20 protein-coding genes are annotated in these 24,078 nt (G+C 65.2%); 8 read left to right on the top strand and 12 right to left on the bottom strand.

Translation table 11 applies throughout. The features are described 5' to 3' along the window. A partial coding sequence (locus BMZ19_RS22325; RefSeq protein ID WP_170847705.1) for a retention module-containing protein occupies positions 1 to 1,403 on the bottom strand: 1,403 nt, incomplete at its 3' end. Positions 1,404 to 1,877: 474 nt separating this feature from the next. On the opposite strand from BMZ19_RS22325, the gene BMZ19_RS04675 reads away from it, so the two are divergent. The 3 genes from BMZ19_RS04675 to BMZ19_RS04665 are packed head-to-tail and all read left to right on the top strand — an operon-like array spanning position 1,878 to position 6,798. Next, a complete protein-coding gene (locus BMZ19_RS04675) occupies positions 1,878 to 3,230 on the top strand; it encodes a TolC family outer membrane protein (protein WP_090307614.1) in 1,353 nt (450 codons plus the stop codon). Between the two features lie 52 nt (positions 3,231 to 3,282). Next, complete coding sequence (locus BMZ19_RS04670; RefSeq protein ID WP_090307611.1) at positions 3,283 to 5,433, top strand: type I secretion system permease/ATPase; 2,151 nt, start codon at positions 3,283 to 3,285, stop codon at positions 5,431 to 5,433. Positions 5,434 to 5,442: 9 nt separating this feature from the next. Continuing rightward, positions 5,443 to 6,798: an HlyD family type I secretion periplasmic adaptor subunit gene (locus BMZ19_RS04665; protein ID WP_090307609.1), complete on the top strand. Its 1,356-nt coding sequence runs from the start codon at positions 5,443 to 5,445 to the stop codon at positions 6,796 to 6,798. A 3-nt stretch (positions 6,799 to 6,801) separates the two neighbouring features. Here the strand turns inward: BMZ19_RS04665 and BMZ19_RS04660 are convergent, their stop codons facing one another. The 4 genes from BMZ19_RS04660 to BMZ19_RS04645 form a co-directional block, all read right to left on the bottom strand. Further along, positions 6,802 to 7,410, bottom strand: coding sequence for a tRNA-uridine aminocarboxypropyltransferase (locus BMZ19_RS04660; protein ID WP_090308284.1), 609 nt, complete (start codon positions 7,408 to 7,410; stop codon positions 6,802 to 6,804). A gap of 29 nt (positions 7,411 to 7,439) precedes the next feature. After that, a complete protein-coding gene (locus tag BMZ19_RS04655) occupies positions 7,440 to 8,381 on the bottom strand; it encodes a DMT family transporter (protein ID WP_090307606.1) in 942 nt (313 codons plus the stop codon). A 78-nt stretch (positions 8,382 to 8,459) separates the two neighbouring features. Further along, complete coding sequence (locus tag BMZ19_RS04650) at positions 8,460 to 9,641, bottom strand: vWA domain-containing protein (RefSeq protein ID WP_090307602.1); 1,182 nt, start codon at positions 9,639 to 9,641, stop codon at positions 8,460 to 8,462. 10 nt (positions 9,642 to 9,651) lie between these two features. Then, positions 9,652 to 10,497 carry an AAA family ATPase gene (locus BMZ19_RS04645; RefSeq protein ID WP_090307599.1) on the bottom strand — a complete coding sequence of 282 codons (846 nt, stop codon included), beginning with the start codon at positions 10,495 to 10,497 and terminating at the stop codon, positions 9,652 to 9,654. A gap of 195 nt (positions 10,498 to 10,692) precedes the next feature. Between BMZ19_RS04645 and cysK the strand changes: the two genes are divergently transcribed. The 3 genes from cysK to BMZ19_RS04630 all read left to right on the top strand — a co-directional run bounded on the left by cysK (position 10,693) and on the right by BMZ19_RS04630 (position 13,984). Further along, a complete protein-coding gene (cysK, locus tag BMZ19_RS04640; RefSeq protein ID WP_090307597.1) occupies positions 10,693 to 11,667 on the top strand; it encodes a cysteine synthase A in 975 nt (324 codons plus the stop codon). Between the two features lie 161 nt (positions 11,668 to 11,828). After that, on the top strand, positions 11,829 to 13,559 hold the full coding sequence (aceK, locus tag BMZ19_RS04635; protein ID WP_090307594.1) for a bifunctional isocitrate dehydrogenase kinase/phosphatase: 1,731 nt from the start codon (positions 11,829 to 11,831) through the stop codon (positions 13,557 to 13,559). Positions 13,560 to 13,777: 218 nt separating this feature from the next. Further along, positions 13,778 to 13,984: a cold-shock protein gene (locus BMZ19_RS04630; protein WP_090214396.1), complete on the top strand. Its 207-nt coding sequence runs from the start codon at positions 13,778 to 13,780 to the stop codon at positions 13,982 to 13,984. 105 nt (positions 13,985 to 14,089) lie between these two features. On the opposite strand, the gene BMZ19_RS04625 is transcribed toward BMZ19_RS04630, so the two are convergent. Together BMZ19_RS04625 and BMZ19_RS04620 are read right to left on the bottom strand one after the other, a co-directional pair. Continuing rightward, positions 14,090 to 14,869 carry a class II glutamine amidotransferase gene (locus BMZ19_RS04625; protein ID WP_090307591.1) on the bottom strand — a complete coding sequence of 260 codons (780 nt, stop codon included), beginning with the start codon at positions 14,867 to 14,869 and terminating at the stop codon, positions 14,090 to 14,092. Between the two features lie 51 nt (positions 14,870 to 14,920). After that, a complete protein-coding gene (locus BMZ19_RS04620) occupies positions 14,921 to 15,349 on the bottom strand; it encodes an MFS transporter (protein WP_090307587.1) in 429 nt (142 codons plus the stop codon). An 85-nt stretch (positions 15,350 to 15,434) separates the two neighbouring features. Here BMZ19_RS04620 and BMZ19_RS04615 point away from each other — a divergent pair, with 85 nt between their 5' ends. Next, positions 15,435 to 17,468: a S9 family peptidase gene (locus tag BMZ19_RS04615; RefSeq protein WP_090307584.1), complete on the top strand. Its 2,034-nt coding sequence runs from the start codon at positions 15,435 to 15,437 to the stop codon at positions 17,466 to 17,468. A 53-nt stretch (positions 17,469 to 17,521) separates the two neighbouring features. Here BMZ19_RS04615 and BMZ19_RS04610 read toward each other — a convergent pair whose 3' ends face one another. The 5 genes from BMZ19_RS04610 to rnd all read right to left on the bottom strand — a co-directional run bounded on the left by BMZ19_RS04610 (position 17,522) and on the right by rnd (position 22,568). Next, positions 17,522 to 18,925, bottom strand: a complete 1,404-nt coding sequence (locus BMZ19_RS04610) for an APC family permease (RefSeq protein WP_090307580.1) — start codon at positions 18,923 to 18,925, stop codon at positions 17,522 to 17,524. A gap of 388 nt (positions 18,926 to 19,313) precedes the next feature. Further along, positions 19,314 to 20,537 carry a M61 metallopeptidase family protein gene (locus BMZ19_RS04605; protein WP_090307576.1) on the bottom strand — a complete coding sequence of 408 codons (1,224 nt, stop codon included), beginning with the start codon at positions 20,535 to 20,537 and terminating at the stop codon, positions 19,314 to 19,316. Between the two features lie 49 nt (positions 20,538 to 20,586). After that, entirely contained in the window at positions 20,587 to 21,036 is a 450-nt protein-coding gene (locus tag BMZ19_RS04600; RefSeq protein ID WP_090307573.1) for a YcgN family cysteine cluster protein, read from the bottom strand. A gap of 111 nt (positions 21,037 to 21,147) precedes the next feature. Continuing rightward, positions 21,148 to 21,441 carry a YcgL domain-containing protein gene (locus tag BMZ19_RS04595; RefSeq protein WP_090307571.1) on the bottom strand — a complete coding sequence of 98 codons (294 nt, stop codon included), beginning with the start codon at positions 21,439 to 21,441 and terminating at the stop codon, positions 21,148 to 21,150. Positions 21,442 to 21,449: 8 nt separating this feature from the next. After that, complete coding sequence (rnd, locus tag BMZ19_RS04590; protein WP_090307569.1) at positions 21,450 to 22,568, bottom strand: ribonuclease D; 1,119 nt, start codon at positions 22,566 to 22,568, stop codon at positions 21,450 to 21,452. Between the two features lie 137 nt (positions 22,569 to 22,705). Here rnd and BMZ19_RS04585 point away from each other — a divergent pair, with 137 nt between their 5' ends. Continuing rightward, entirely contained in the window at positions 22,706 to 23,563 is an 858-nt protein-coding gene (locus BMZ19_RS04585) for a sulfurtransferase (protein ID WP_090307565.1), read from the top strand. The last annotated feature ends 515 nt before the right edge of the window (positions 23,564 to 24,078 follow it).

The raw sequence follows: 24,078 nt of genomic DNA, 5'->3' as shown, positions 1-24,078 counted from the left end.
GCGCTGAAGGTGAAGCTGCCCGTCTGCGTCAGCAGCGCCGGATTCGCGGCACTGCCGTCACTGAGGTTCGCATCGTCGACGACGATCTCGCTACCCGTGCCATCCAGGCCGCCCAGCACGACGCCGTCGGCCGTGCCGGTCACGCTGAGGGTCAGGGTCGCGGTGTCCGTATCGCCATCGCCGTCGACGATGGTGTAGGTGAAGGTTTCGCTTACCACCTGCCCCGCATTGAGTGCCTGGGTGGCTGCCAGCGTGTTGTCCAGGGTGAAGCTGTAGCTGCCATCCGCCCCCAGCACCACGGTGCCGTAGGCCGATAGTACGCTCGACTCAGGGGTATTCCAGACGCTGAAGGTCTGACCGTCCGCACCGATCTGGCCATTCGGATGCTCGTCGTTGAGCAACACGTTGCCCGCGACCAAGCTAACGCCATCTTCGACAAGGCTGGATGGCTCATCGTCCATCGCGTTAGGCACATCGTCTGTGATATCGATTACCAACGACACAGTAGGGGATACATCTGCATCGCCGTCGATCACCCGCACCGGGAAGATCTGCTGGCTCTGGTCATCGGCGCCATGTGAAGCGCTGCGGTCGAGGGTAAACACCCAACCGCCTCCCGGGGAGACGATCAAGGTGCCGTACTCACCACGAACAATGCCGCCGCCGGTGACATCCACCCAGTTGCCATCCTTGTCGAGGACCTGCAACGCGGCGATACCATCCGGTGAGCTGATGCTCACCCGGCCATGGGAAACCTGCGCAACGCTCCCTTGCTGGCTGCCCCCCGGAAGTGCGGCCTCATCCACGAAACCGCGCTCCGTCAGAACCTGCCCCGTAGGGTCGGCAAAGTATTCGACTCGAAGCGAGGGAATGGTATCCGGCGTCTCATCCGCCCCCTGCGGGAAAGTCTCTGGGAACAGCGGGGCAAACTCCAGCGGCCCCGTCGGATAGCCTATATTCGGATCTACCCGGTTGGCCGTCTCGTCCAGCAGCACGAAGGAGATACCGCCCCCGCCACTCCCAGCTCCTCCGGCACCGGCACCGGCGGCAGTGGCTGGCAGGCTGAGGCTCGGGTCGACACCGGCGGCGATGGCTTGCTGAACCTCCTCGACTTCGGCCAGGTCCTGGGCAGTGGGTGCATATTCGGGGGTAGCGGGTTGAATCGCGGCGCGAGCGCCCTCGCCCGCCAGCAGCTGGTTATCCAGCAGCAGCGAACTGTCACGCCCCACGGTGAGCTCGCCGCCATTGACCAGGCGAATGGCTACGGCGCCCCCGGCACCGGTGAGCAGTTGCTCACCGGCATAGACTCGATCCCCCTCACCCAGCTCACGCTTGCCCCCATCCGCGGCTACGGCAAAAACCTCTCCGACCACCACCCTGACAATACCGATCAACGTAGCCATTACCCCACCCTCCATACAGCCGCAACTGGCGGCTGTCATGCGTCGCTGAATGCCCGAACAGGGCCGAACAGCTGCTTACAGGGTGGCTACTGCAGAGGTTTGTGGTCGTGCGTCCCGTCTAGCGCAGCAAAAATGACGTAAAACCGTCATTCCCGTGACCGTTTTCTCCACGCTGCAGCTTTCCCCCTGTTTGCGCTCTCCCTGCATCCGACCGCTCTTGTGAAATCTGCAAAATCAAAATCTGGCTTAACCGGACTTCCATTGATTGATTGTTCCCCTTAAACAATGTGGTGCTTTTTTCAGGGCATATCAGACTGTTTGGTCATATCTATTATGAGAAATCGCTCTAAGCAAACACTGATAGATGTTCTTAGATCTTAGTAGGAACATAAAAAAGCGCCGGCCTGCAGTGGAAGTCATTTATTTGGCGCACGACCATTAAGCAAGTGGACACCAATGGAAAAGGAGATACCCATGCGCCTCTCATCTATGTGGGTGGGACTGCTGCTGGCAGCAGGTTTCAACCCAGCTTCGGCCATGACACTCACGGAAGCGATCCAGAGCACCATCGACAGCCACCCTGAGGTCCATGCCGGCAGCAACAGCCGCTTGGCGGCTGATGAGTCGCTGAAGATTGCCAAGGGCGGCTATCTGCCAACGGTCGACATGTTGGCAAGCTATGGGCGGGAGCAGAGCGACAGCGTAAGCACCCGGGCTTTCGGCGATCACAACACGGAAACCCTGAATGCTCGCACCGCAGAATTGCGCTTGCGGCAGATGGTCTTCGATGGGTTCAACACCCCCAATGAAGTGGCGCGCAACGAAGCAGTGGTCAACTCACTCGCCTACCGTCTACTGGGCGCCACGGAAAGCCTGGCTCTGCGCACCGTCGAGGTGTACCTGGATGTGCTAATGCGCCGCGAGATGGTGGCCCTGGCGGAAAACAACCTGCAGGCGCACCGGCGCATCCACGACCAGATCAGCCTGCGCTCCGAGCGGGGAGTTGGCAGCAATGCCGACCGTGACCAGTCGCAAGCCCGCTTGGCCCTGGCAGAGAACAACCTCTACACCGAGCAGGTGAACCTGGCCGATGCCGAGGCCAACTTCTTCAGCGCCGTCGGCCGCATGCCCGACGAGCTGGAAACCCCGGCCTCGATTCGCAGCCAGATGCCCGCCAGTCTGGCCAGCGCTCGCGACCAGGTCATGGCCAACAACCCGCTGCTCAAGTCGGCCCAGGCCGATGTACATGCCGCCGAAAAACAGTACGAGGCGGCCAAATCCAAGTTCTATCCGCGCTTCGATGTCGAGCTGTCGGGCAATGCCGACGACAACATCAGTGGCGACGAAGGTCACTACAATCGCTGGTATGCCGGCGTGGTGATGAACTACAACCTGTTCAACGGCATGCGCGACAAGGCTCTGCTGCAGTCAGGCGCTCACCAGATCAACGAATCGATGGACATCCGCAACAATGCCCTGCGGGTGCTCAACGAAAACCTGATGCTGTCGTGGAACGCGATGGAAAACGCCCGTCTGCAGACCCCCATAGCCCTCGATTACGCCAGCAATACCACCAAGGTACGTGGGGCGTATCAGGAGCAGTTCTCCCTGAGCCAGCGCACCCTGCTCGACCTACTCGACAGCGAGAACGAGCTGTTCACCGCCAACCGCCGCTATACCGAGGTGCGCTACACCGAGGAGTTCTCCATGTACCGGGTCCTGGCGGTCATGGGCGATCTGCTGCGCAAGCACAACGTCGTCCCCCCAAGCGAAGCGCTGGCCCTGACCGAGGTGAGGAGCGAAGCACGTCTGCCCAGCATGAAATAGAGAATAACAATGATGACTCACTTGCTGTACGGGGGAAGTTGCCGTGACGACCATGGAACAGGTGGGCCTAGCCAATGAGCAGCGACAAAGCTTCGATGATCCGCTGCTCGACGGACTGCTGATACTCAGCAAACTGCATGGACGCACGACCAGCCGGGCCAGCCTCAGCGCTGGCCTGCCCTTGCCCAACCAGCGCCTCACCGCCGACTTGCTGCCACGAGCAGCCGCCCGCGCGGGTCTGCAGGCCCGCCTGCTGCGCCGGCCGCTAGCCGCCATTTCAGCGCTCAACCTGCCGGTACTGCTGCTGCTCAAGAACGGGCGCAGTGCCGTGCTGTGTCGCTGGGACGAACAGGGCAGCGCGCTGATCCTGCCCTGCGAAACGGCCGGTGGCGAACAGTGGGTGGAGCGCGAGGAGCTGGCCGGCGAATACGCCGGCCAGGCACTGTTTGCCCGCCCGCGCCACGAGCTGGAGGAGCTGCGCTCGCCTTTGGTCCCCCGCGTCAAGTCGTGGTTTCGCGACACCCTCAAGCTGTCGCGCTGGCTGTACACCGACGCCCTGCTCGCCAGCCTGCTGATCAACCTGCTCGGCCTGATGGTGCCGTTGTTCGTCATGCAGACCTACGACCGCGTGGTACCCAACCAGGCGCTCTCCACCCTGTGGGTGCTGACCATCGGCCTGCTGGTCGGTACCCTGTTCGAACTGCTGCTGCGCGTCCTGCGCTTTCGCCTGCTCGACATCGCCGGCAAGAAGACCGATGTGGTGCTCTCCGCCACCCTGTTCGAACGTATCACCGGGATGATGATGAAGGCCCGGCCCGCCAGCATCGGCGGCTTCGCCCAGAGCATTCACGACTTCCAGGGCCTGCGCGAGTTTCTCACTGCGGTAACCCTGACCAGCCTGATCGACCTGCCCTTCGCCCTGCTGATGACCGTGGTGATCGGCCTGCTCGGCGGCTGGCTGGTGGTCATTCCGCTGCTGGCCTTCCCCATCACCGCCCTGTTCGCCTTCGTCATCCAGCGCCGCCTGCGCGACACCGTACAGCGCAGCCTGGCGCTGGGAGCCGAGCGACAGGCCCTGCTGATCGAAACCCTCGGCGGTCTGGAAACCCTGAAAAGCTGCGGCGCCGAGAGCGAGCGCCAGCACCAGTGGGAAAGCACCCACGGCGCCCTGACCCGGCTCGATGCCCACGCCCGCCTGCTCTCGGCCATCGCCCTCAATGGCACGCTGTTCCTCCAGCAGATGGCCGGGGTGGCCATGATCGTCGGCGGCGTGTACGGCATCATCGCCGGCAACCTTAGCGTGGGTGCTCTGATCGCCTGTTACATGCTCAATGGCCGGATCATGGCGCCGCTGGGGCAGATCGCCAGCCTGATCACCCGCCATCAGCAGGCCCAGCTGACCATGAAGAGCACCGATGCGCTGATGTCCCTGCCGCAGGAACGCGACAGCCAGCAACGGCCGCTGGAACACACCCGTCTGAAAGGCGCGCTGGAACTGCGCCAGGTGAGCTTCAGCTACGCGGAGCAGAGCACTCCGGCGCTGCAGGGCGTCAACCTGCGCATCGCCCCCGGCGAGAAGATCGGCATCATCGGCCGCAGCGGTTCGGGCAAGAGCACCCTCGCCCGCCTGCTGATGGGCTTCTACAGCCCGAGCGAGGGACAGATCCTGTTCGACGGCCTCGACCAACGGCAGATCGACGTCGCCGACCTGCGCCACCAGATCGGCTACGTCGCCCACGACCTGCCGCTGCTTGCCGGCACCCTGCGCAGCAACATGACCTTGGGCGCACGCTACATCAGCGACGAGCGCCTGCTCGAGGTGGCCGAACTGAGCGGCGTCAGCGAGCTGGCCCGCCAGCATCCGCAAGGCTTCGAGCGCCCGGTCGGCGAGCGCGGACAACTACTCTCCGGCGGCCAGCGCCAGGCTGTGCTGCTGGCCCGCGCCCTGCTGCTCAATCCGCCACTGCTGCTGCTCGACGAGCCGACCAGCTCGATGGACAACAGCAGCGAGGAAGTACTGCGCAGCCGCCTGCGTGACTGGAGTCGCAACAAGACCCTGCTGCTGATCACCCACCGCACCGCCATGCTCAGCCTGGTCGATCGCCTGATCGTGCTGGATGGCGGCAAGATCGTCGCCGACGGACCGAAGGAAGCGGTCATCGAAGCTCTGCGCAAGGGCCGCGTCGGTCCGGCATCGGTCTAGGAGACGATCATGGGTAATCTCAACGCATTGAGCGACTACCTGAAACCGCTGCGCCAGGTGCGCGACACCGAGTTCATGCCGGAGGTCCAGGGGGCGCTGGTGGAGGACTCCACCGCACTGACCCGCCTGACCGTCTGGCTGATCGCCCTGTTGCTGTTCGCGGCGCTGCTGTGGGCCTACTTCGCCGTGCTCGATGAAGTCACCACCGGCGAAGGCAAGGCGATTCCCTCGAGCAAGGTGCAGACCATCCAGAACCTGGAAGGCGGCATAGTCGCGGAGATCTTCGTCCGCGAAGGGCAGATCGTCGACAAGGGCGACCGGCTGCTGCGCCTCGACGACACCCGCTTCGTCTCCAACATGAGCGAAAGCGAAGCCGACCGCCTCGCCCTGCTGGCCCGTGTCGAGCGCCTGAGTGCCGAGGGCGAAGGCCGCCCGCTGCAGCTGCCGGAAGAAATCGCCAAGGCCGCTCCGGGCCTGGCCGCCGATGAGGAGGCCCTGTACCGCTCGCGCCAGCAGGGGCTGACCAGCGAGGTCAGCATCCTGCAGGAGCAGCTGCAGCAGAAGATCCAGGAGTTGGCGGAGTTTCGCTCCAAGGTCCAGCAATACCGCTCCAGCCTCGGCCTGATCCAGAGCGAGCTGAACATGTCCGAGCCGCTGGTGGCCAGCGGCGCCATTTCCCAGGTCGAGGTGCTGCGCCTGCGCCGCAGTGCGGTGGAAACCCGCGGCTCGCTGAATGCCACCACCCTGGCCATCCCGCGGGCGGAGGCCGGGGTCAAGGAGGTCGAACGCAAGATCGAGGAAGCCCAATTGCGCTTCCGTACCGAAGCCCTGAGGGAACTCAATGAAGTGCGTACCGAACTGAGCAAGATCACCGCCTCCAGTCGCGCCATCGAGGATCGGGTCAGCCGTACCGGCGTGGTTTCCCCGGTGCGCGGCATCGTCAAGCAGCTCAAGGTCAACACCATCGGCGGCGTGGTGCAGCCCGGCAGCGACCTGCTGGAAATCGTGCCGCTGGAAGACAACCTGCTGATCGAGGCGCGCATCCGTCCGCAGGATGTCGCCTTCCTGCACCCCGGCCAGGAAGCGATGGTCAAGTTCACCGCCTATGACTACACCATCTACGGCGGCCTCAAGGCCAAGCTGGAGATGATCGGCGCCGACACCATCACCGACGAGGACGGCAACAGCTTCTACCTGATCCAGCTGCGCACCGATCAGAGCCATCTGGGCAGTGCGGACAAGCCGCTGCTGATCATCCCCGGCATGGTCGCCAACGTCGACATCATCACCGGCCAGAAGAGCGTGCTCGACTACCTGCTCAAGCCGGTACTCAAGGCGCGCGCCGAGGCGCTGCGCGAGCGCTGAAGCTCAGTCCGCCGGAGTCTCGCCCAGATGGTTGCGTCGGTAGGTTTCCTCACCCATCGCGGCGATCTGCGCGTCGATCAGCGCCTCGAACGGGCGCAGCAGCGCATCGAAACGCCCGGCCCCCTCCAGCGTATTCAAGCAATGCACGATGGCCTCGAGAGTCGACAGCGCACCCGGCCCCGGCGCCTTGCGCAGCCGATAACGGCTGACCAGCCCCTCGCCCAGACTCAGGCGCGGCAACTGGGCCAGCCACGGATTGCAGTGGAGGATGCGCCGCGCCTTGCGCCAGGTGCCGTCCGGCACGATCAGCAGCCGCTCGGCCGGGGTTGCCGTGGCGACCAGTTCGCCAACGCACAGCGCCTGCTCGCCGGGAAACAGCAGCCAGGCCTCGCGACCGGCCAGCTCGGCCTCCAGCTCGGGGAAATGTTCGCCGACGCGCAGTTCGACATTGGCCAGGCCGAGGGCAGCCAGTCGCGCCGTATTCAGCGCATGGCGCACCTCGTCCGGGTGCTGCAGGATCAGCACCCGGGTGTGGTTTTCCAGATCGGGAATCAGCGGGCACAGGCAGTGGCTCTGTGGCCGCATGCAGCGGGGGCATTGGGCTCGGGACATGGCGCGCATTGTCGCACGCCCCGCTTGCCTCAGCCCAGCGACTGGCGGGACGGCTCCCGGCGCAGCACGCGGCGCCACCAGCCGTCGGCGCTGACCATGGTGATCCCCAGCAGCACCAGCACCCCGCCGACCACGAAGAAGACGTCGATACGCTCGTCGAGCAGCCAGACACCGAATACCACGCCGAACAGCGGGGTCATGAAGGAAAACACCCCCAAGCGCGAGGCCAGGTAGCGGCGCAGCAGCCAGAACCAGGTGAGGAAGGCGACGAAGGACACCAACACGCTCTGGTACAGCAGGCTGCCCCACACTACCGGAGTCAGACGCACCGTCTCCACCTGGCCGCCCAACCAGGCCAGCGGCACCAGCAGACAGGCACAGAGCAGCTGGTAGAGCAGAGTCTTGGCCGGCGCTGCCCGGGACAAAGAGCTGCAGCGCACGGCAACCGTGGTCATGCCCCAGAACAGTCCGGCCAGCAGGGCCAGGGCGTCGCCGAGCAGCACCTCGCTGGAGATGCGCTGCTGCAGCGCGCCGGCACCGAAGGCGATCACGATGCCGCCGAAGGCCAGGCCGATGCCCAGCCACTGCAGGCGGCGCAGGCGCTCGCTGGGCAGCAGCAGGTGCAGGCCGAGGGCGGCGAAGATCGGCGCGGTATACAGCAGTACCACCACGTGCGCGGCACTGGTGTAGCGCAGCCCCTCGGCGACGAACAGGAACTCCAGGGCGAACAGCAGTCCGGCCAGCAGCCCCGGGCGCAGCGTGCCGTCGCCCAGGGCCAGCGGCTGGCGCTGCCAGAGCATGAACACCACCACCAGCACGGCGGCCACCATCGAGCGCAGGCCGATCTGCAGCATCGGCGCCATGTCCGGCGCGGCCAGCTTGATCACCACCTGCTGCAGGCCCCAGATGACGCACAGCACCACCATCAGCTGGACGGCAAAGCCGTCCACGCCCTGTCGCGTATCCGTCATTTTCCTCTCCCAAAAAATGCAACAGCCCGCAGCGACTCGCTGCGGGCCCGATCCAGCCGCTGCCGGCCACGAAAGACTTCAATTGGCGGCGAGAAAGCGCATGCCCTCCTCCAGACCCGCCGGCGTCAGCGGATACATCCGCTCGTGCACCAACTCGCGCACCAGATTGGTGGAAGTGGTGTATTTCCACACGTCCTGCGGATAGGGGTTGATCCAGATGAGCTTCTTGTAGGTCGCCATGAAGCGCTGCATCCAGACATAACCCGGCTCCTCGTTCCAGTGCTCGACGCTGCCGCCGGCATGGGTGATCTCGTAGGGCCCCATCGAGGCGTCGCCGACGAACACCACCTTGTAGTCCGGACCGTACTTGTGCAGCAGGTCGACGGTGGAGAGGCGCTCGCTCATGCGCCGCTGGTTGTCCTTCCACACGCCCTCGTAGATGAAGTTATGGAAGTAGAAGTACTCAAGGTGCTTGAACTCGGTGCGGCAGGCGGAGAACAGCTCCTCGCAGACCTTGACGTGGCTATCCATCGAACCGCCGATGTCGAACAGCAGCAGGAGCTTCACGGCGTTGCGCCGCTCGGGGCGCATGCGGATGTTGAGCAGGCCGGCATCGCGCGCGGTGTGCTCGATGGTGCCGTCGAGATCGAACTCCTCGGTCGCCCCTTCGCGGGCGAACTTGCGCAGCCGGCGCAGGGCCAACTGGATGTTGCGCGAGCCCAGCTCCATCTGGTCGTCGAGATTGCGGTACTCGCGCTGCTCCCAGACCTTGGCCGCCCGGCCCTGGCGCTGTCCGGCATCGCCGACGCGAATGCCCTCGGGATGATAGCCGCCGGAGCCGAACGGGCTGGTGCCGCCGGTACCGATCCACTTGTTGCCGCCGGCATGGCGCTCCTTCTGCTCGGCCAGGCGCTGCTTGAACGCTTCGAGCAGTTGGTCCAGGCCGCCGAGACTCTTGAGCTGGGCCTTGTCCTCCTCACTGAGAAAGCGCTCGAACTCCTTGCGCAGCCAGTCCTCGGGGATCAGCGCCTCGAGCGCCGCATCGAGACTCTGCAGGCCGTTGAAGTAGCTGGCGAAGGCGCGGTCGAACTTGTCGAAATGCCGCTCGTCCTTCACCAGCACCGTGCGCGCCAGATAATAGAAGGCGTCCATGTCGGCGAACACCACCTGACGCTCGAGCGCCTCGAGCAGGTCGAGCAACTCGCGCAGCGACACCGGCACCCTGGCCGCGCGCAGTTCGTTGAACAGGTTGAGCAGCATGAAGGTGCCCTCAGCGCCCGGCGCGCCGGCTCATGAACGCCAGTCGCTCGAGCAGCTGCACGTCCTGCTCGTTCTTCACCAGCGCACCGGCCAGCGGCGGGATGGCCTTGGTCGGATCGCGCTCGCGCAGCAGCGCCTCGCCGATCTGGTCGGCCATCAGCAGCTTGAGCCAGTCGACCAGCTCGGAGGTGGACGGCTTCTTCTTCAGCCCCGGCACCTTGCGGATGTCGAAGAAGATCTCCAGCGCCTCCTGCACCAGTTCCTGGCGAATGCTGGGGAAGTGCACGTCGACGATCCGCTGCAGAGTGGCGCGGTCGGGGAAGGCGATGTAGTGGAAGAAGCAGCGGCGCAGGAAGGCATCCGGCAGCTCCTTCTCGTTGTTGGAGGTGATCAGGATGATCGGCCGCTGCGCCGCCTTGATGGTCTCGCCGGTCTCGTAGACGAAGAACTCCATGCGGTCGAGTTCCTGCAGCAGGTCGTTGGGGAACTCGATGTCGGCCTTGTCGATCTCGTCGATCAGCAGCACCACCCGCTCGCCGCTCTCGAAGGCCTCCCACAGCTTGCCCTTGCGGATGTAGTTGCGCACGTCGTGGACCTTGTCGACGCCCAGCTGGGAATCGCGCAGGCGGCTCACCGCGTCGTACTCGTAGAGGCCTTGGTGAGCCTTGGTGGTCGACTTGATGTGCCAGGTGATCAGCCGGGTACCCAGCGCCTCGGCCAGCTGCTCGGCGAGCAGGGTCTTGCCGGTGCCCGGCTCGCCCTTGACCAGCAGCGGGCGCTGCAGGGTGATGGCGGCGTTGACCGCCAGCTTGAGGTCGTCGGTGGCGACGTAGGAGGCGGTGCCTTCGAACTTCATCGGGAGTCATCCTCGTGCAATGCGTGGCCGGCCGTGCCGGCGGCGAATTTCCGACTATAGCGCGCGGGCAAGCGGGCTGGGAACGCCATTGCCCACCGATGGTGCACACGCGCACCCCTGCGGGCGCTGGACGCTCCCGCGCCGACGGCATAGGCTGATGCGGTTTCGCTTTTCATCGGAGGAGAAAGCCCGACCATGAGCCGCATCTACGCAGACAACGCCCAAGCCATCGGCAATACGCCGCTGATCCGCATCAACCGCCTCGGCCCGCAGGGCGTGACCATCCTGGCCAAGAACGAGGGGCGCAACCCGGCCTACTCGGTCAAGTGCCGGATCGGCGCCAGCATGATCTGGGATGCCGAGGAAAGCGGCCGGCTCAAGCCGGGCATGACCATCGTCGAGCCGACCTCGGGCAACACCGGCATCGGCCTGGCCTTCGTCGCCGCGGCCAAGGGCTACAAGCTGGTGCTGACCATGCCCGCTTCGATGAGCCTGGAGCGGCGCAAGGTGCTCAAGGCGCTCGGCGCCGAACTGGTGCTGACCGAGCCGGCCAAGGGCATGAAGGGCGCCATCGACAAGGCCAGCGAACTGGCCGCCGCCAATCCGGAGCAGTACCTGCTGCTACAGCAGTTCGAGAACCCGGCCAACCCAGCGATCCACGAGGAGACCACCGGCCCGGAAATCTGGACCGACACCGACGGCGCCATCGACGTGCTGGTGGCCGGCGTCGGCACCGGCGGGACCATCACCGGCGTGTCGCGCTACATCAAGCACACCATGGGCAAGCCGATCCTCTCGGTGGCGGTCGAGCCGGTCGGCTCGCCGGTGATCAGCCAGACCCTGGCCGGCGCCGAGGTCAAGCCCAGCCCGCACAAGATCCAGGGCATCGGTGCCGGCTTCGTGCCGAAGAACCTCGACCTGTCGATCGTCGACCGGGTCGAGACGGTCAGCGACGATGAGGCCACGGAGATGGCGCTGCGCCTGATGCGCGAGGAAGGCATCCTCTGCGGCATCTCCTGCGGCGCCGCCATGGCCGCCGCGGTGCGCATCGCCAACGAGCCGGCGATGCAGGGCAAGACCATCGTGGTGATCCTCCCCGACTCCGGCGAGCGCTACCTGTCCTCCATGCTGTTCGACGGTCTGTTCGGCGAGCAGGAACTGCAGCAGTAACCCCTCCGAATAGCTGCCGGCCAACACCGGCAGCTAGTCCGCTCGACAACCGCGCCCGGCCTTCCGACGTTTTGCCTGCCGAGCAGTACCATTGCAGGCTGTTCCTCCCCCCGGCCTCTGGCTAAGCTCGCAGATCTGACCGTCCGCCGAGAGACTCCGCCATGCCCCAGCACTGGCCCGCCGCCGAAATCGCCCAGAGCATCCTGCAAGGCTTCGACGACTACCGTGATGGCTTCCGCCGCATCACCGACGGCGCCCGCGCGCGCTTCGAACAGGCCCAGTGGCAGGAGGCCCAGCAGGCCTCGGCACAGCGGATCAATCTCTACGAGGACAAGGTCAACGAGGTGGTCGAGGGCCTGCGCCAACGCTTTGCCGGCGGGCAGCTGCTCGACGTGCAGCACTGGCCATTGATAAAGAGCGCCTACATCACCCTGATCGACCCGCGCTTCGACGACGAGCTGGCCGAGACCTGGTACAACTCGATCTTCTGCAGCCTGCTCAGCCACGACTGCATCAACGACGGCAACATGTTCGTCCACACCACGCGACCGGCATTGCGCTCCCAGCCGCTGCTGCCACAGGTGCGCAGCTACGCGCCGCAGGGCAACCTGCGCGGCACGCTGGAGCAGATCTTCCGCGACTACCCCTTCGACGTCGCCTACGACGACCTCGAACGCGACCTCGTCAAGCTCGAGCAGGTGCTGCGCAACAACCTGCCCGACTGGGTGTGCAAGGACCCGCAACTGACCCTCGAACTGGTCAATCCGGTCCTGTATCGCAACAAGGGCGCCTATCTGGTCGGCCGCCTGCATACCCGCGACGAACGCTGGCCACTGGTGATCCCGCTGATCAATGTGGAGGGCAAGGGCATCCAGATCGACACCATCATCACCGACGAGGCGGAGGTGTCGATCATCTTCTCCTTCACTCGTTCGTACTTCATGGCCGACATCGCGATTCCGGCCGAGTTCGTCGCCTTCCTGCGGCGCATCATGCCGGGCAAGCACATCGCCGAGCTGTACACCTCGATCGGCTTCTACAAACACGGCAAGTCGGAGTTCTTCCGCGCCCTGCTCAACCACCTGGCCGGCACCGACGACCGCTTCGTCATGGCCCTCGGGGTGCGCGGCATGGTGATGACCGTGTTCACCCTGCCCGGCTTCAACACCGTGTTCAAGATCATCAAGGACCGCTTCTCGCCGTCGAAGACCGTCGACCGCAACACGGTGATCGACCGCTACCGTCTGGTGAAGAGCGTCGACCGCGTCGGGCGCATGGCCGACACCCAGGAGTTCGCCGACTTCCGCTTTCCGCGCAGCAAGTTCGACCCCGAATGCCTGGCCGAACTGCTGGAGGTGGCCCCCTCCACCGTGGTGGAGGAAGGTGACATGGTGCGCATCCGCCACTGCTGGACCGAGCGGCGCATGATCCCGCTGAACATGTACCTGGAAACCGCCAGCGAGGCGCAGACCCGCGAGGCGCTGTACGACTACGGCATGGCGATCAAGCAGCTGGCTGCCGCCAACATCTTCCCCGGCGACATGCTGCTGAAGAACTTCGGCGTCACCCGTCACGGTCGCGTGGTGTTCTACGACTATGACGAGATCAGCTACCTGACCGAAGTGAACTTCCGGCGTATTCCGCCGCCGCGTTATCCCGAAGACGAGATGTCGCTGGAACCCTGGTATTCGGTGGCGCCCAACGACGTGTTTCCCGAGGAGTTCCCCACCTTCCTGTTTGCCGACAAGGCGCAGCGTCGACTGTTCGCCGAGTTGCACGGCGACCTCTATCAGGCTTCCTACTGGCAGGGACTGCAGGCGGCAATTCGCGCCGGCAAGGTGATCGATGTATTCCCCTATCGCCGCCCGGACAGCCCGCAAAACCAGCCCTGAGCCGCGCCCCGTCTGGGCTTGAGGGGATTTTTCGCGGCATGGCAAAAAATTGTTTGCCATGCCGGAGCGGAACGGGCAAAGTGAAGGCGTTGGTCAAGGCGGAATACGTTAGCTGTGAACGCACTGATTCAGTACGTCAGTTCGTCATTCTCGATATCTTGATTCCACACCCATGAACTCCGGTTCAGCTCCAAATCAACACCTAGGAATTACACGAAATGGCAACTGGCACTGTTAAGTGGTTCAACGACACCAAAGGCTTCGGTTTCATCAAGCCGGACGACGGTGGTGACGACCTGTTCGCCCACTTCTCTGAAATTCGCGCTCAGGGCTTCAAGACCCTGGCCGAAAACCAGAAAGTGTCCTTCGAAGTGACCACCGGTCCGAAGGGCAAGCAAGCTTCCAACATTCAGATCATCGGCTAATCGCTGCTGACCTGACTGTTAGAAAAAACCCGGCTCTCGAGCCGGGTTTTTTTATGCCTGCGGTTTGCCGAATCGACGCGGCCATCCTGTCGCGACAGCGGCCGGTCAGGCCTCGACCTGCCCCTCGGCGACCATCTCGCCACGCCGCCACAGCACCCACTGCCCGGGCTGATACAGCGCCCAGGCCTCGTTGGCGGTCAGCGGGTCGGTGGCGATCACCGTCACCACATCATTGGGCGTGGTTTCGGCGTGGAAGTCCACGGCCACATCGGCATCCTTGAGCTGGGCCGGACCGAAGGGCGCGCGACGGGTGATGTGCGCCAGCCTGGTCGAGCAGAAGCTGAACAACCAGTCGCCATCGCTGAGCAGGACATTGAACACACCAAGGCGGCGATAGTCGCTGCAGGCCTGCACCAGCGTCGGCAGCAATTGCTCGACCTCCACCGGCTCGGGGAAGGCCTGGCGCACGCGGTTGAGCAGGTCGCAGAAGGACGCCTCGCTGTCGGTATCGCCCACCGGCCGGTAGAACCCGGGCACGGCCACGAAACCCGGCAACTGGCCATTGTGGGCAAGACACCAGTTGCGCCCCCACAGTTCGCGCACGAACGGATGGGTGTTGGCCAGACTGACCTTGCCGACGTTGGCCTGGCGGATATGGCCGATCACCACCTCGCTCTTGATCGGATAGCGCTGCACCAGCCGCGCCACCTCCGACTCGCTGCTCGCCTGCGGATCCTGGAACAGGCGCAGCCCGCGCCCCTCGTAGAAGCCGATGCCCCAGCCGTCGCGGTGCGGCCCAGTGCGTCCGCCGCGCTGCATCAGCCCGGTGAAGCTGAACACGATATCGGTCGGCACGTTGGCGCTCATGCCCAGCAGTTCGCACATACGGCAGCTCCTAGCGACGCACGCCTGCGCATCGGCGCAGGCCACGGAGAATTACAGACCCGGTTCGCGGCGCCCGCCGGCAGGTTGCTCGAGCAGCTCGCTCATGGTCGGCTCGCGCACGGCTTCGGCCGCCGCGCGACGTGCCCGGCTGCGCCGCTGCAGCGGCCAGCGGATGGCGACGAACAGGAAATACAGGGCAAAAGCCGCCATGCCGAAGGTGGCCAGATCGGTGACCGCCCGCCAGACATTGCTGCCGACCTTGAACAGCAGATCGAGCGCGGTGATGGCGACCGCCGGAGCATGCAGGTCGCGCACCGGATCGACCAGGGTCGGGGTGAACAGCAGTACGGCCATCACCACCCGCAAGGGTTCGCGCAAGCCGCGCCACATCCATCCGGTGATGCGGAAGCCGACCAGCAGGCAGCCCAGCGCAGCAACGGCGTAGATGGCCCAGGCGAGGAGATAATCTTGATCAGTCATCGGTGCGTGGCAGCAGCGGAATAAGGGCGCTTATGATAGCGGCTTTTCCCTGGAGCCGCGCGTCAGCTGCGGCTGGAGTCAGTCGATGTCCCTCACCCCGCCCCTTGCCCGCCGCCAGGCTGGCGCCGATCCCTATGCCTGGCTGGAGCAGCGCGACAGCGCCGAGGTCCTCGAATACCTGCAGGCCGAGAATGCCTGGCTGGAACAGCAGCTCGCCGACCAGGGTGAACTGCGCGAGCAGTTGTTCGAGGAAATCCGCGCGCGTATCCGCGAAACCGACCTGTCGCTGCCGACACCCTGGGGTCCATGGCTGTACTACCAGCGCACCACGGCTGGCGAGGAGTACCCGCGCCATTACCGCTGCCCGCGTCCGGCCGACGGCTCGCTGGACATCGACGCAGCCGGCGAGGAGCTGCTGCTCGACCCCAACGTGCTGGCCGGCGATGGCTACCTGGATCTCGGCGCCTTCAGCATCAGCCCCGACCACAGCCGCCTGGCCTACAGTCTGGATAGCGAAGGCGACGAGATCTACACCCTGTACGTCAAGGAGCTGGCCAGCGGCGCTGTCACCGCGCTGCCCTTCGCGGATTGCGACGGCAGCCTGACCTGGGCCAACGACAGCCGCACGCTGTTCTTCGGCGAGCTGGACGATACCCATCGCCCGCACAAGCTGTATCGCCATCGCCTGGGCGAGGCGGATGCCGAACTGGTATTCGAGGAACAGGACGGCCGCTTCTTCCTGGGCTGCCACCGCTCCAGCTCCGAGCGTCAGCTGATCCTGCTGCTGGCCAGCAAGACCACCAGCGAAGCCTGGGTGCTCGACGCCGAGCAGCCGCAGGGCGAGTTCCGCTGCCTAGCTCTGCGCGAGGAAGACCACGAGTACTACCCCGACCACGGCCAGGTCGACGGCCAGTGGTGCTGGCTGATCCGCAGCAACCAGGCCGGCATCAACTTCGCCCTTTACCAGGCCGACGAGTCCACACCGACCCGCAGCCACTGGCAGGAGCGGGTGGCACACCGCGCCGAGCTGATGCTGGAGGGCGTCACCCTCAACAGCGGCGCCATCACCCTCGAGCTGCGCGACAACGGCCTGCCGGTGATCGAGGTGCTGCCCCAGGGCGCGGCGCCCTATCGCGTGCAGCTGCCGGATGCCGCCTACAGCCTCGACGTCTACGACGACCTGGAGTTCGACAGCCCGGCGATCCGCCTGCGCTACGAGGCGCTCAACCGCCCGGCGCAGATCCGCCAGCTGGAGCTGGCCAGCGGCACGCAGACGGTGCTCAAGCAGACCCCGGTGGAGGGCCCGTTCGATGCCGACGCCTACGAGAGCCGCCGGCTGTGGGCCAGCGCGGCGGATGGCACCCAGGTGCCGATCAGCCTGGTCGGTCGCCGCGACAGTTTCGTCCAGCCCGCCCCGCTGTACCTGTACGGCTACGGCGCCTACGGCGAAAGCCTCGATCCGTGGTTCTCCCACGCGCGCCTGAGCCTGCTGGAGCGCGGCTTCCTGTTCGCCATCGCCCATGTGCGCGGCGGCGGCGAGCTGGGCGAGGCCTGGTACCGGGCCGGCAAGCTGGAGCACAAGCCGAACACCTTCGGCGACTTCATCGCCTGCGCGGAACAGCTGATCACCGACGGCTACACCACGCCGGCGCAACTGGCGATCAGCGGCGGCAGCGCCGGCGGCCTGCTGATCGGCGCGGTGCTCAACCAGCGCCCCGAACTGTTCGCCGCGGCGATCGCCGAGGTGCCCTTCGTCGACATCCTCAACACCATGCAGAATCCCGAGCTGCCGCTGACGGTGACCGAGTACGACGAATGGGGCGACCCGAACGAGCCTGAAGTGTACGAGCGGATCAAGGCCTATGCGCCCTACGAGAACGTCGCCGCCCAGGCCTACCCGGCCATCCTCGCGGTGGCCGGCTACAACGACAGCCGCGTGCAGTACTGGGAAGCGGCCAAGTGGGTGGCCAAGCTGCGCGAGCGCAAGACCGACGATCACCTGCTGCTGCTCAAGACCGAGCTGGGCGCCGGTCACGGCGGCATGAGCGGGCGCTATCAGGCGCTCAAGGATGCGGCGCTGGAATATGCCTTCCTGCTCAAGGTGCTGCACCTGGCCTGAACAGCCAAAAGGGGCGCCCGCGGGCGCCCCTTCTCACTCAGGCACGCGTCCGGTCAGGACAGCTCGCGCGCCATCACCTGCTGGCTGTGCGCCACGCCGTAGCGGCGTCGCGAGTAGACGTAGAGCACCAGGCCGATGGCCATCCAGGCGACGAACAGCGCCCACTCCACCGGCACCAGCGCCGACGGGCTGAACGGCATGTACATGGCCGCCATGGCCAGACTCAACAGCACCGACACCACGCCGACCAGCATGCCGGCACGCACCCTGAACGGACGCGGCATGTCCGGCTCGCGCACGCGCAGCACCACGAACGACAGGGCGACGAACAGGTAGGCGATGACGATGGCCAGGCTGCCGGCATCGACGAACCACACCAGCGCCTTGCGCCCCAGCAACGGTGCGGCGGTGCTGAGCATACCGATCAGCAGGATGGCGTTGGTCGGGGTCTTGTAGCGCGGGTGCAGCTTGGCCAGGAAGGCCGGCAGCATGCCGGCATGCGCCAGCGCATAGATCGCCCGGCTGCCGCCGATGTAGAAGGCGTTCCAGCTGGTGACGATACCAGCGACACCGGCCATGATCATCAGCTTGGCGGCCCAGGGCGCACCATAAATGGTCCCCATCGCCTGCGGCACGGTCAGCACGTCGGCGCTGATGGCACCGGCCGGGATCGCCAGGCTGACGCCAAGGATGATCAGCGCGTAGAAGGCCACGGCCATCAGCACGGAGAAGATCAGCATCTTGCCGATCTCGCGCGGCGGCAGGTTGACCTCCTCGGCCGCCTGGGGGATCACGTCGAAACCGACGAACATGAACGGCACCATCATCAGCACCGTGAGCACCCCGGCGCTGCCGCCGACCAGCAGCGGGTCCATGTTGCCGGTTTCGCCCTCGAACAGCGCGCCGGTGATGAACATCACGCCGACCGCGAGGATCAGCACAGTCACCACCTTCTGGATCAGCGAGGCGGTCTGCACGCCGAAATAGTTGACCGCCGTCATCATGATCGAGCCGAGCATGCCGACCGCCACCCAGGAGGCCATCACGTCCCAGCCGGCTACCGTCCACAGGTAGCCGACCTGATAGCCCGGTATCAGGTTGTCGATCACGGTAGGCAGGGCCACCGCCTCGAAGGCCACCACCGATACGTAACCCAGCACGATGGCCCAGGTACACACGAAGGAGGCGAAGTGGCCGAGAGCCCGGTAGCTGTAGACGTGCTCCCCCCCGGACTGCGGCATGGCGGCCGCCAATTCGGCGTAGGTCAGGCCGATCAGCACGATGGCGAGACCGCCAACGAGGAAGGCGAGGATCGAGCCCAGACTGCCGGCGGACTGGATCCAGCTGCCGGTCAGGACGATCCAGCCCCAGCCGATCATCGCGCCGAACGACAGGGCCAGGACCTCCTTGCGCCCGAGGACACGGGCAAAACTGGTAGCGGAAGATTGATTGCTCATCGGGTTAACGATCTCCATCGGAAGGCGTTGTTTTTTTTGATCACCCAACCAAAAGCACAAAGCGTTCCACATTCAGCACAGATCCGTTAAATAAAACGATACAGCACCTCAACCCCGTCAAGACCGGCGCGCCCGCAGGAACCCAGCCAGAAAACCTGTAAAAACAGCCACTTCAAGAAGCCAGCGACGTCAAACCGACTGTTACCGACAGTGACGCCCTGTGCAACATCCGAGTGCGCCTGGAGAATATTTTGCACAAAAACGGATCGCCCAACTGCAACCATGTGCGACAAAACAGACAGCAGGCCCCGTAAAAGCCAAAAGGCCCCGCGCTTTCGCGCGGAGCCTGTTTGGAATCGGCAACAGATGAAGTGAAAGGCGACGCGACTCAGCGCAGCAGACGGGTATCCAGCACCTTCGACTTGCCGCCGAGCACGTTCTCGCTGATCTGCACGAAGTCCCCGGTGCTCACCTTGTCCAGGCGCATCAGGCCGCGGGTCACGTCATCCAGCGAGCGCTGGCCCGCACTGACCTTGCGGATTTCAGCATCGAGATCCTGCAGCAGCAGCACCGCCCGCGCAGTGATCGGCCCGCTGGACTGCTCGCCGCGCAGCGAGGTGACCTTGCGGCTCCAGCGGGCCAACTGCTCGCGGACCTTCTGGTAACGGTCGTCGCTCATGCCACCGGCGCGGCGCATCAGCTCGATGGCGTAGAACTCGGCCAGGCCCTCGGTGATCCAGTCGCTGCGGTCGGTGTCGCTGATCCGGCTGAACACATGGACCAGTTCGTGCACCAGCGAGCTGGTGCCATTCTCGCTGACCAGAGGACGGTCGCTATGCATGTACAGTGAATTGGGCCCGGACAGGCCACCGCGCCACATCGGATCGCCAGCGCCGACGATCAGCAGCTTATCCGGCTCGCGCGGGAATACCGCCTGGGCATGCGGCCAGACGAAGGTCAGCAGGGTAAGGATATCCATGCGCCGCACGCCCTCGCCCACCGGCGCGGCCACGGTCACCTCGGTCTTGCCCAGGGTGGCGCGGCGCGTGCCGAGCTTGCCAGCCAGGATCCAGCCGGTCGGACGGTCGAGGCGGCGCTCGGGATTGTCGATGCGGAAGCGGTTCTTGCCGATCCGTGGCCAGCCAGTCTCGACCCCCTGCCAGCCCTCCGGCAGCTCGAACTGCAGGCGACTGACCAGCTCGACGCCCGACTCCACGCTGATCTTCGCCGCCGGCACCAGATCATCGCCGCGCAGCAACGCCCAGTCCGGGGTCATGCGCGCATCGAAGCGGCCGTTGGCGCGCGGATGACTGATCTTCACCCGGTAACTCAGCTGCGCCTTGCCTTCCTGCGGACGCCAGACGCCACGCTCCGGGCTGGTCTGCTGCCACTCGCCCTGAGCCTGGAAATCGCTGTAGTAGCCCTTGTCGCCGAGACTGAAGTCCAGATAGTTCAGCACCTGGCCACGCTCGAGGGTGAGAGTGACTTCGGCCTGATCGCTTTCGGGCAGGAAGCGCACCTGATAGTCGAGATCGACCCGCTGCGCCGCCGCGAGCGGCGCAGACAATCCCAGCAACAACACGGCCCATGGCCGCCTGAAGCGTTCAAACATGGCAAGTTCTCCTGTGCTGCGGGGTTGGATCCATCCAGTCTCGACAGGTTCAGCCAGCGCGGAAAATCAGATGGTCTTCCCAATCTTCCTCGGCGACGCTGGCCTCGGCCAGCATGCGCCCGGCCTGGGAGATGCGCGCATCGTGGACCGCCTGCGGGTCGCCGCAGACCAGGTGATGCCAAGGCAGCAGGTCCTTGCCTTCGGCTACCAGTCGGTAGGCGCAGGTCGGCGGCAACCAGCGGAACTCGCCGGCATCGGCCGGGGTGAGCTGGATGCAGTCGGGCACATGCTGCTTGCGTTCAGCGTAGTTGCTGCAGCGGCAGGTCTGCAGATCGAGTAGTTTGCAGGCGATGCGCGTGTAGTAGACGCCGCCATCCTCCTCGTCCTCGAGCTTCTGCAGACAGCACAGACCGCAGCCGTCGCACAGCGACTCCCATTCGTCCGGGTCGAGTTGCTCGAGGGTCTTGCGTTTCCAGAAGGGTTCGGTCTTGGCGGTCATGGCAGGTCTCGGTACAGGGGTGCGGCAGTCTAGCGATCCGCCCCCGCACGGCCAAGTGCAGGAGCGACCGGTGGCCGCTCTGCCCAGCTAGCCGAGCCGCGGCTCAACAGTTCACACCGGATCGTTGCGACGCAACAGCTCTTCCGGCAGGTGCTCGATGTAGTCGTCCTCCGGCGGCGGCATCTGCAGGTGGTAGCCCTGCTTGTCGATGTTGTCGAGCACCTTGAGCGCATCTTCGCGGGCCAGCTTGCGCTCGGGAGTGAGCAGCATGTCGAACACGTGCTGCGGCGCACCGAAGGCACTGAGCAGGCCTTCCGGCACGCGCTTCAGGGCTTCTTGCTTGTCGACATACAGGTACATCTCGCGCTTGCGCGGGCTTCTGTAAATGGAGCAGATACGTTTCATCATCAACCTCAAGCCAGGGTATCGAGCAGTGCCTGGCCCATCAGCGCACGGCGCCAGCCGCGCAGGGAGTCCGGCAGGGTGTAGGGACCGGAGGGGTAGCCGGTTTTCAGCAGGGCTTCGAGCACCTTCTTGCGCAGCATCAGCTCGGGGACGATCTGCAGTCGCTCGCCCTCGCGCTGACCGACGGCACGCAGCTTCTTCAACAGTGCCGAGGCTTCCAGCGGTAGCGGCTCGGGCAACGGCTGCGGCCACTGCTCGGCCGGCAGGGCAGCGGCCTCGGCGATCAGCCGCAGCAGTGTCTCGCCATCCTGACGCACGGTGCGCGGATGCATGTCCTCGATGCGCGCCAGGCTGACACTATCGCGCGGCTGGGTACGCGCCAGCGGCCACAGCGAGCGCTCGCGCAGGATGCGGTTGCGCGGCTGGTCGCGCTGGCGGGCCTGCTCCTCGCGCCAGGCACACAGAGCGCGCAGCACGGCCAGCTGCTGACCATTGAGGCGCCAGGCCAGCTTGACCTCGCGCCAGGCGTCCTGCGGGTCGTGCACCTCGCGCTGGGCGGCGACCAGTTCGGCGCCATCTTCCAGCAGCCAGGCACGCTTGTCGGCGCTCAGTCGCCGATCCAGCTCGTGATAGACCTCGCACAGGTGCTGGACATCCTCGGCGGCGTAGCGCACTTGCATCTCGCTCAGCGGACGCTGCAGCCAGTCGGAACGGGTTTCGTCCTTCGGCAGCTCGATGCCCAGCAACTCCTTGACCAGGCGCGAGTAGCCCATGGAGAAGCCGATGTTCAGGTAACCGGCGGCGATCTGGGTGTCGAACAGCGGTTGCGGCAGGCTGCCGGTCAGACGCCGGAACACTTCCAGATCCTCGCTGCAGGAGTGCAGCACCTTGACCACGGCTGGGTCGTCCAGCAGCGCGGCAAAGGGTGCCCAGTCGCCAATCTTCAGCGGATCGATCAGCCACACCGTCTCGCCGTCGCCCACCTGCAGCAACGCAGCGATCGGATAGAAGGTGTCGACCCGCATGAACTCGGTATCCAGGGCAACGAACGGCCGACCGCGCCAGGCACTGCAGCAGGCGGCAAGGGTCGCGTCGTCCAGGATCCAGCGGATATCGATAGCGGGCACGGGGCTCTCCTGCAAAAGATCGCATTATAGCCTGAACACCCTGCCAGCCGGGCCTGCGCAACGCGCTCGGCGCGCGTTAAGCTGTGTTACCCGCGGGCATTGCCACGCCCGCCAGCTCCCGTACCGAGGTATTCCGAATGTCGCTCGCCCGCCTGATCGGCCCGCAGGACCTGGCACAGCGCCTGGGTCAGCCCGGCCTGACGATTCTCGATTGCCGCTTTGCCCTGGAGGACCCGCTCCATGGCCAGCGCGCCCATGCCGCCGGCCATCTGCCCGGCGCCTGCTTTGCCGACCTGGAGCGCGACCTGTCCGCCCCGGTGCTGCCAGGCAAGACCGGCCGCCACCCGCTGCCTGACCCGCAGCAACTGTGTCAGCGCCTGCGCGACTGGGGCGTGAACAACGACAGCGAAATCGTCCTGTATGACGACGGCGCGGGAGCCTTTGCCGCCCGCGCCTGGTGGCTGCTGCTGTGGCTGGGCAAGCGCGAAGGCATCTACCTGCTGGATGGCGGTCTGACGGCCTGGCAGGCGGCCGGACTGCCGCTGGATGACCAGCCACCACAGCCGGCCCCGGGCAGTTTCGAGGGGACGCCGGACAACAGCCTGGTGATCGAAGTCGGCGCACTGCTGCAGCGCCTGGCCGAGCCGGACCTGATCCTGCTGGATGCTCGCGGCTTGCCGCGCTTTCGTGGCGAAGTGGAGCCGATCGACCCGGTGGCCGGACACATTCCCGGCGCACAGTGCGCGGCCTTCATCGACAACCTCGGCAATGACGGCTGCTTCCTGCCGCCCGAAGCCTTGCGCCAACGCTTTGCCGAACTGCTCGGCGCGCGCCCGCAGGACCAGCTGGTCGCCTACTGCGGCTCAGGGGTGACGGCCTGCCACAACCTGTTCGCGCTGTGCCTGGCGGGCTACCCGTTGGGCCGCCTGTACGCTGGCTCGTGGAGCGAGTGGATTATCGACCCGGAGCGACCGGTGGTGTGCGAGAAGAACTGAGGCCGCGACCCGAGCCATTCGGCGTATCCCGGCTGGGATAGCGCCCCGCGACGCAGGGCGCTACAAAAAACGCAGGCAAAAAAAAGGGCGGGTTGCCCCGCCGCTCTTTTTTTCCCTATTCACCTTCCTGGTGTGCCGCCTCCGGCGACGTCCTGACCGGCTTCCTGCCAGCTGCGTTATTCCCTGAACGCATTGAGATAATAGCGCCCACAGCAGCTCACGCAAGCCGACACCCGGTTTTCGCCGACAGCGAAAAACACCCGAGCCTGAAAAATTAACGCAATAAAAACAACAGCTTAGGAAGTAATCAGCTTTGAAGAGACAAAAGCCGGCAGCATCCACAGCGACTGTCCTACACGCCGCGTAAGCAATGGCTTACACGCCCTTGCGGCAATCGCCCGGAACTTGTCGCAACCCCCTCCGCGAGGCTGGGCCGAGCTGCCGCCCACAAGCACGAAACCCGGCTGGCGCCGGGTTCGCATGCAAGACAATTTGTATTGTTGTTGATTGGAGAG

The organism is Pseudomonas linyingensis (assembly GCF_900109175.1).
Lineage (GTDB): Bacteria > Pseudomonadota > Gammaproteobacteria > Pseudomonadales > Pseudomonadaceae > Geopseudomonas > Geopseudomonas linyingensis.
Note: the sequence above shows the minus strand (reverse complement) of the source record. Positions and strands in the feature narration are given on the sequence as shown.

Bases quoted from the DNA above. Each gene is read 5' to 3' on its own strand.
- BMZ19_RS04585 (WP_090307565.1), top strand. From the start codon at position 22,706: ATGTCGCTCGCCCGCCTGATCGGCCCGCAGGACCTGGCACAGCGCCTG.
- BMZ19_RS04670 (WP_090307611.1), top strand. From the start codon at position 3,283: ATGGAACAGGTGGGCCTAGCCAATGAGCAGCGACAAAGCTTCGATGAT.
- BMZ19_RS04665 (WP_090307609.1), top strand. From the start codon at position 5,443: ATGGGTAATCTCAACGCATTGAGCGACTACCTGAAACCGCTGCGCCAG.
- BMZ19_RS04620 (WP_090307587.1), bottom strand. From the start codon at position 15,349: ATGACTGATCAAGATTATCTCCTCGCCTGGGCCATCTACGCCGTTGCT.
- BMZ19_RS04655 (WP_090307606.1), bottom strand. From the start codon at position 8,381: ATGACGGATACGCGACAGGGCGTGGACGGCTTTGCCGTCCAGCTGATG.
- aceK (WP_090307594.1), top strand. From the start codon at position 11,829: ATGCCCCAGCACTGGCCCGCCGCCGAAATCGCCCAGAGCATCCTGCAA.
- BMZ19_RS04650 (WP_090307602.1), bottom strand. From the start codon at position 9,641: ATGCTGCTCAACCTGTTCAACGAACTGCGCGCGGCCAGGGTGCCGGTG.
- BMZ19_RS04595 (WP_090307571.1), bottom strand. From the start codon at position 21,441: ATGAAACGTATCTGCTCCATTTACAGAAGCCCGCGCAAGCGCGAGATG.
- BMZ19_RS04600 (WP_090307573.1), bottom strand. From the start codon at position 21,036: ATGACCGCCAAGACCGAACCCTTCTGGAAACGCAAGACCCTCGAGCAA.
- BMZ19_RS04630 (WP_090214396.1), top strand. From the start codon at position 13,778: ATGGCAACTGGCACTGTTAAGTGGTTCAACGACACCAAAGGCTTCGGT.
- BMZ19_RS04645 (WP_090307599.1), bottom strand. From the start codon at position 10,497: ATGAAGTTCGAAGGCACCGCCTCCTACGTCGCCACCGACGACCTCAAG.
- BMZ19_RS04615 (WP_090307584.1), top strand. From the start codon at position 15,435: ATGTCCCTCACCCCGCCCCTTGCCCGCCGCCAGGCTGGCGCCGATCCC.
- BMZ19_RS04675 (WP_090307614.1), top strand. From the start codon at position 1,878: ATGCGCCTCTCATCTATGTGGGTGGGACTGCTGCTGGCAGCAGGTTTC.
- cysK (WP_090307597.1), top strand. From the start codon at position 10,693: ATGAGCCGCATCTACGCAGACAACGCCCAAGCCATCGGCAATACGCCG.
- BMZ19_RS04660 (WP_090308284.1), bottom strand. From the start codon at position 7,410: ATGTCCCGAGCCCAATGCCCCCGCTGCATGCGGCCACAGAGCCACTGC.
- BMZ19_RS04610 (WP_090307580.1), bottom strand. From the start codon at position 18,925: ATGAGCAATCAATCTTCCGCTACCAGTTTTGCCCGTGTCCTCGGGCGC.
- BMZ19_RS04625 (WP_090307591.1), bottom strand. From the start codon at position 14,869: ATGTGCGAACTGCTGGGCATGAGCGCCAACGTGCCGACCGATATCGTG.
- BMZ19_RS04605 (WP_090307576.1), bottom strand. From the start codon at position 20,537: ATGTTTGAACGCTTCAGGCGGCCATGGGCCGTGTTGTTGCTGGGATTG.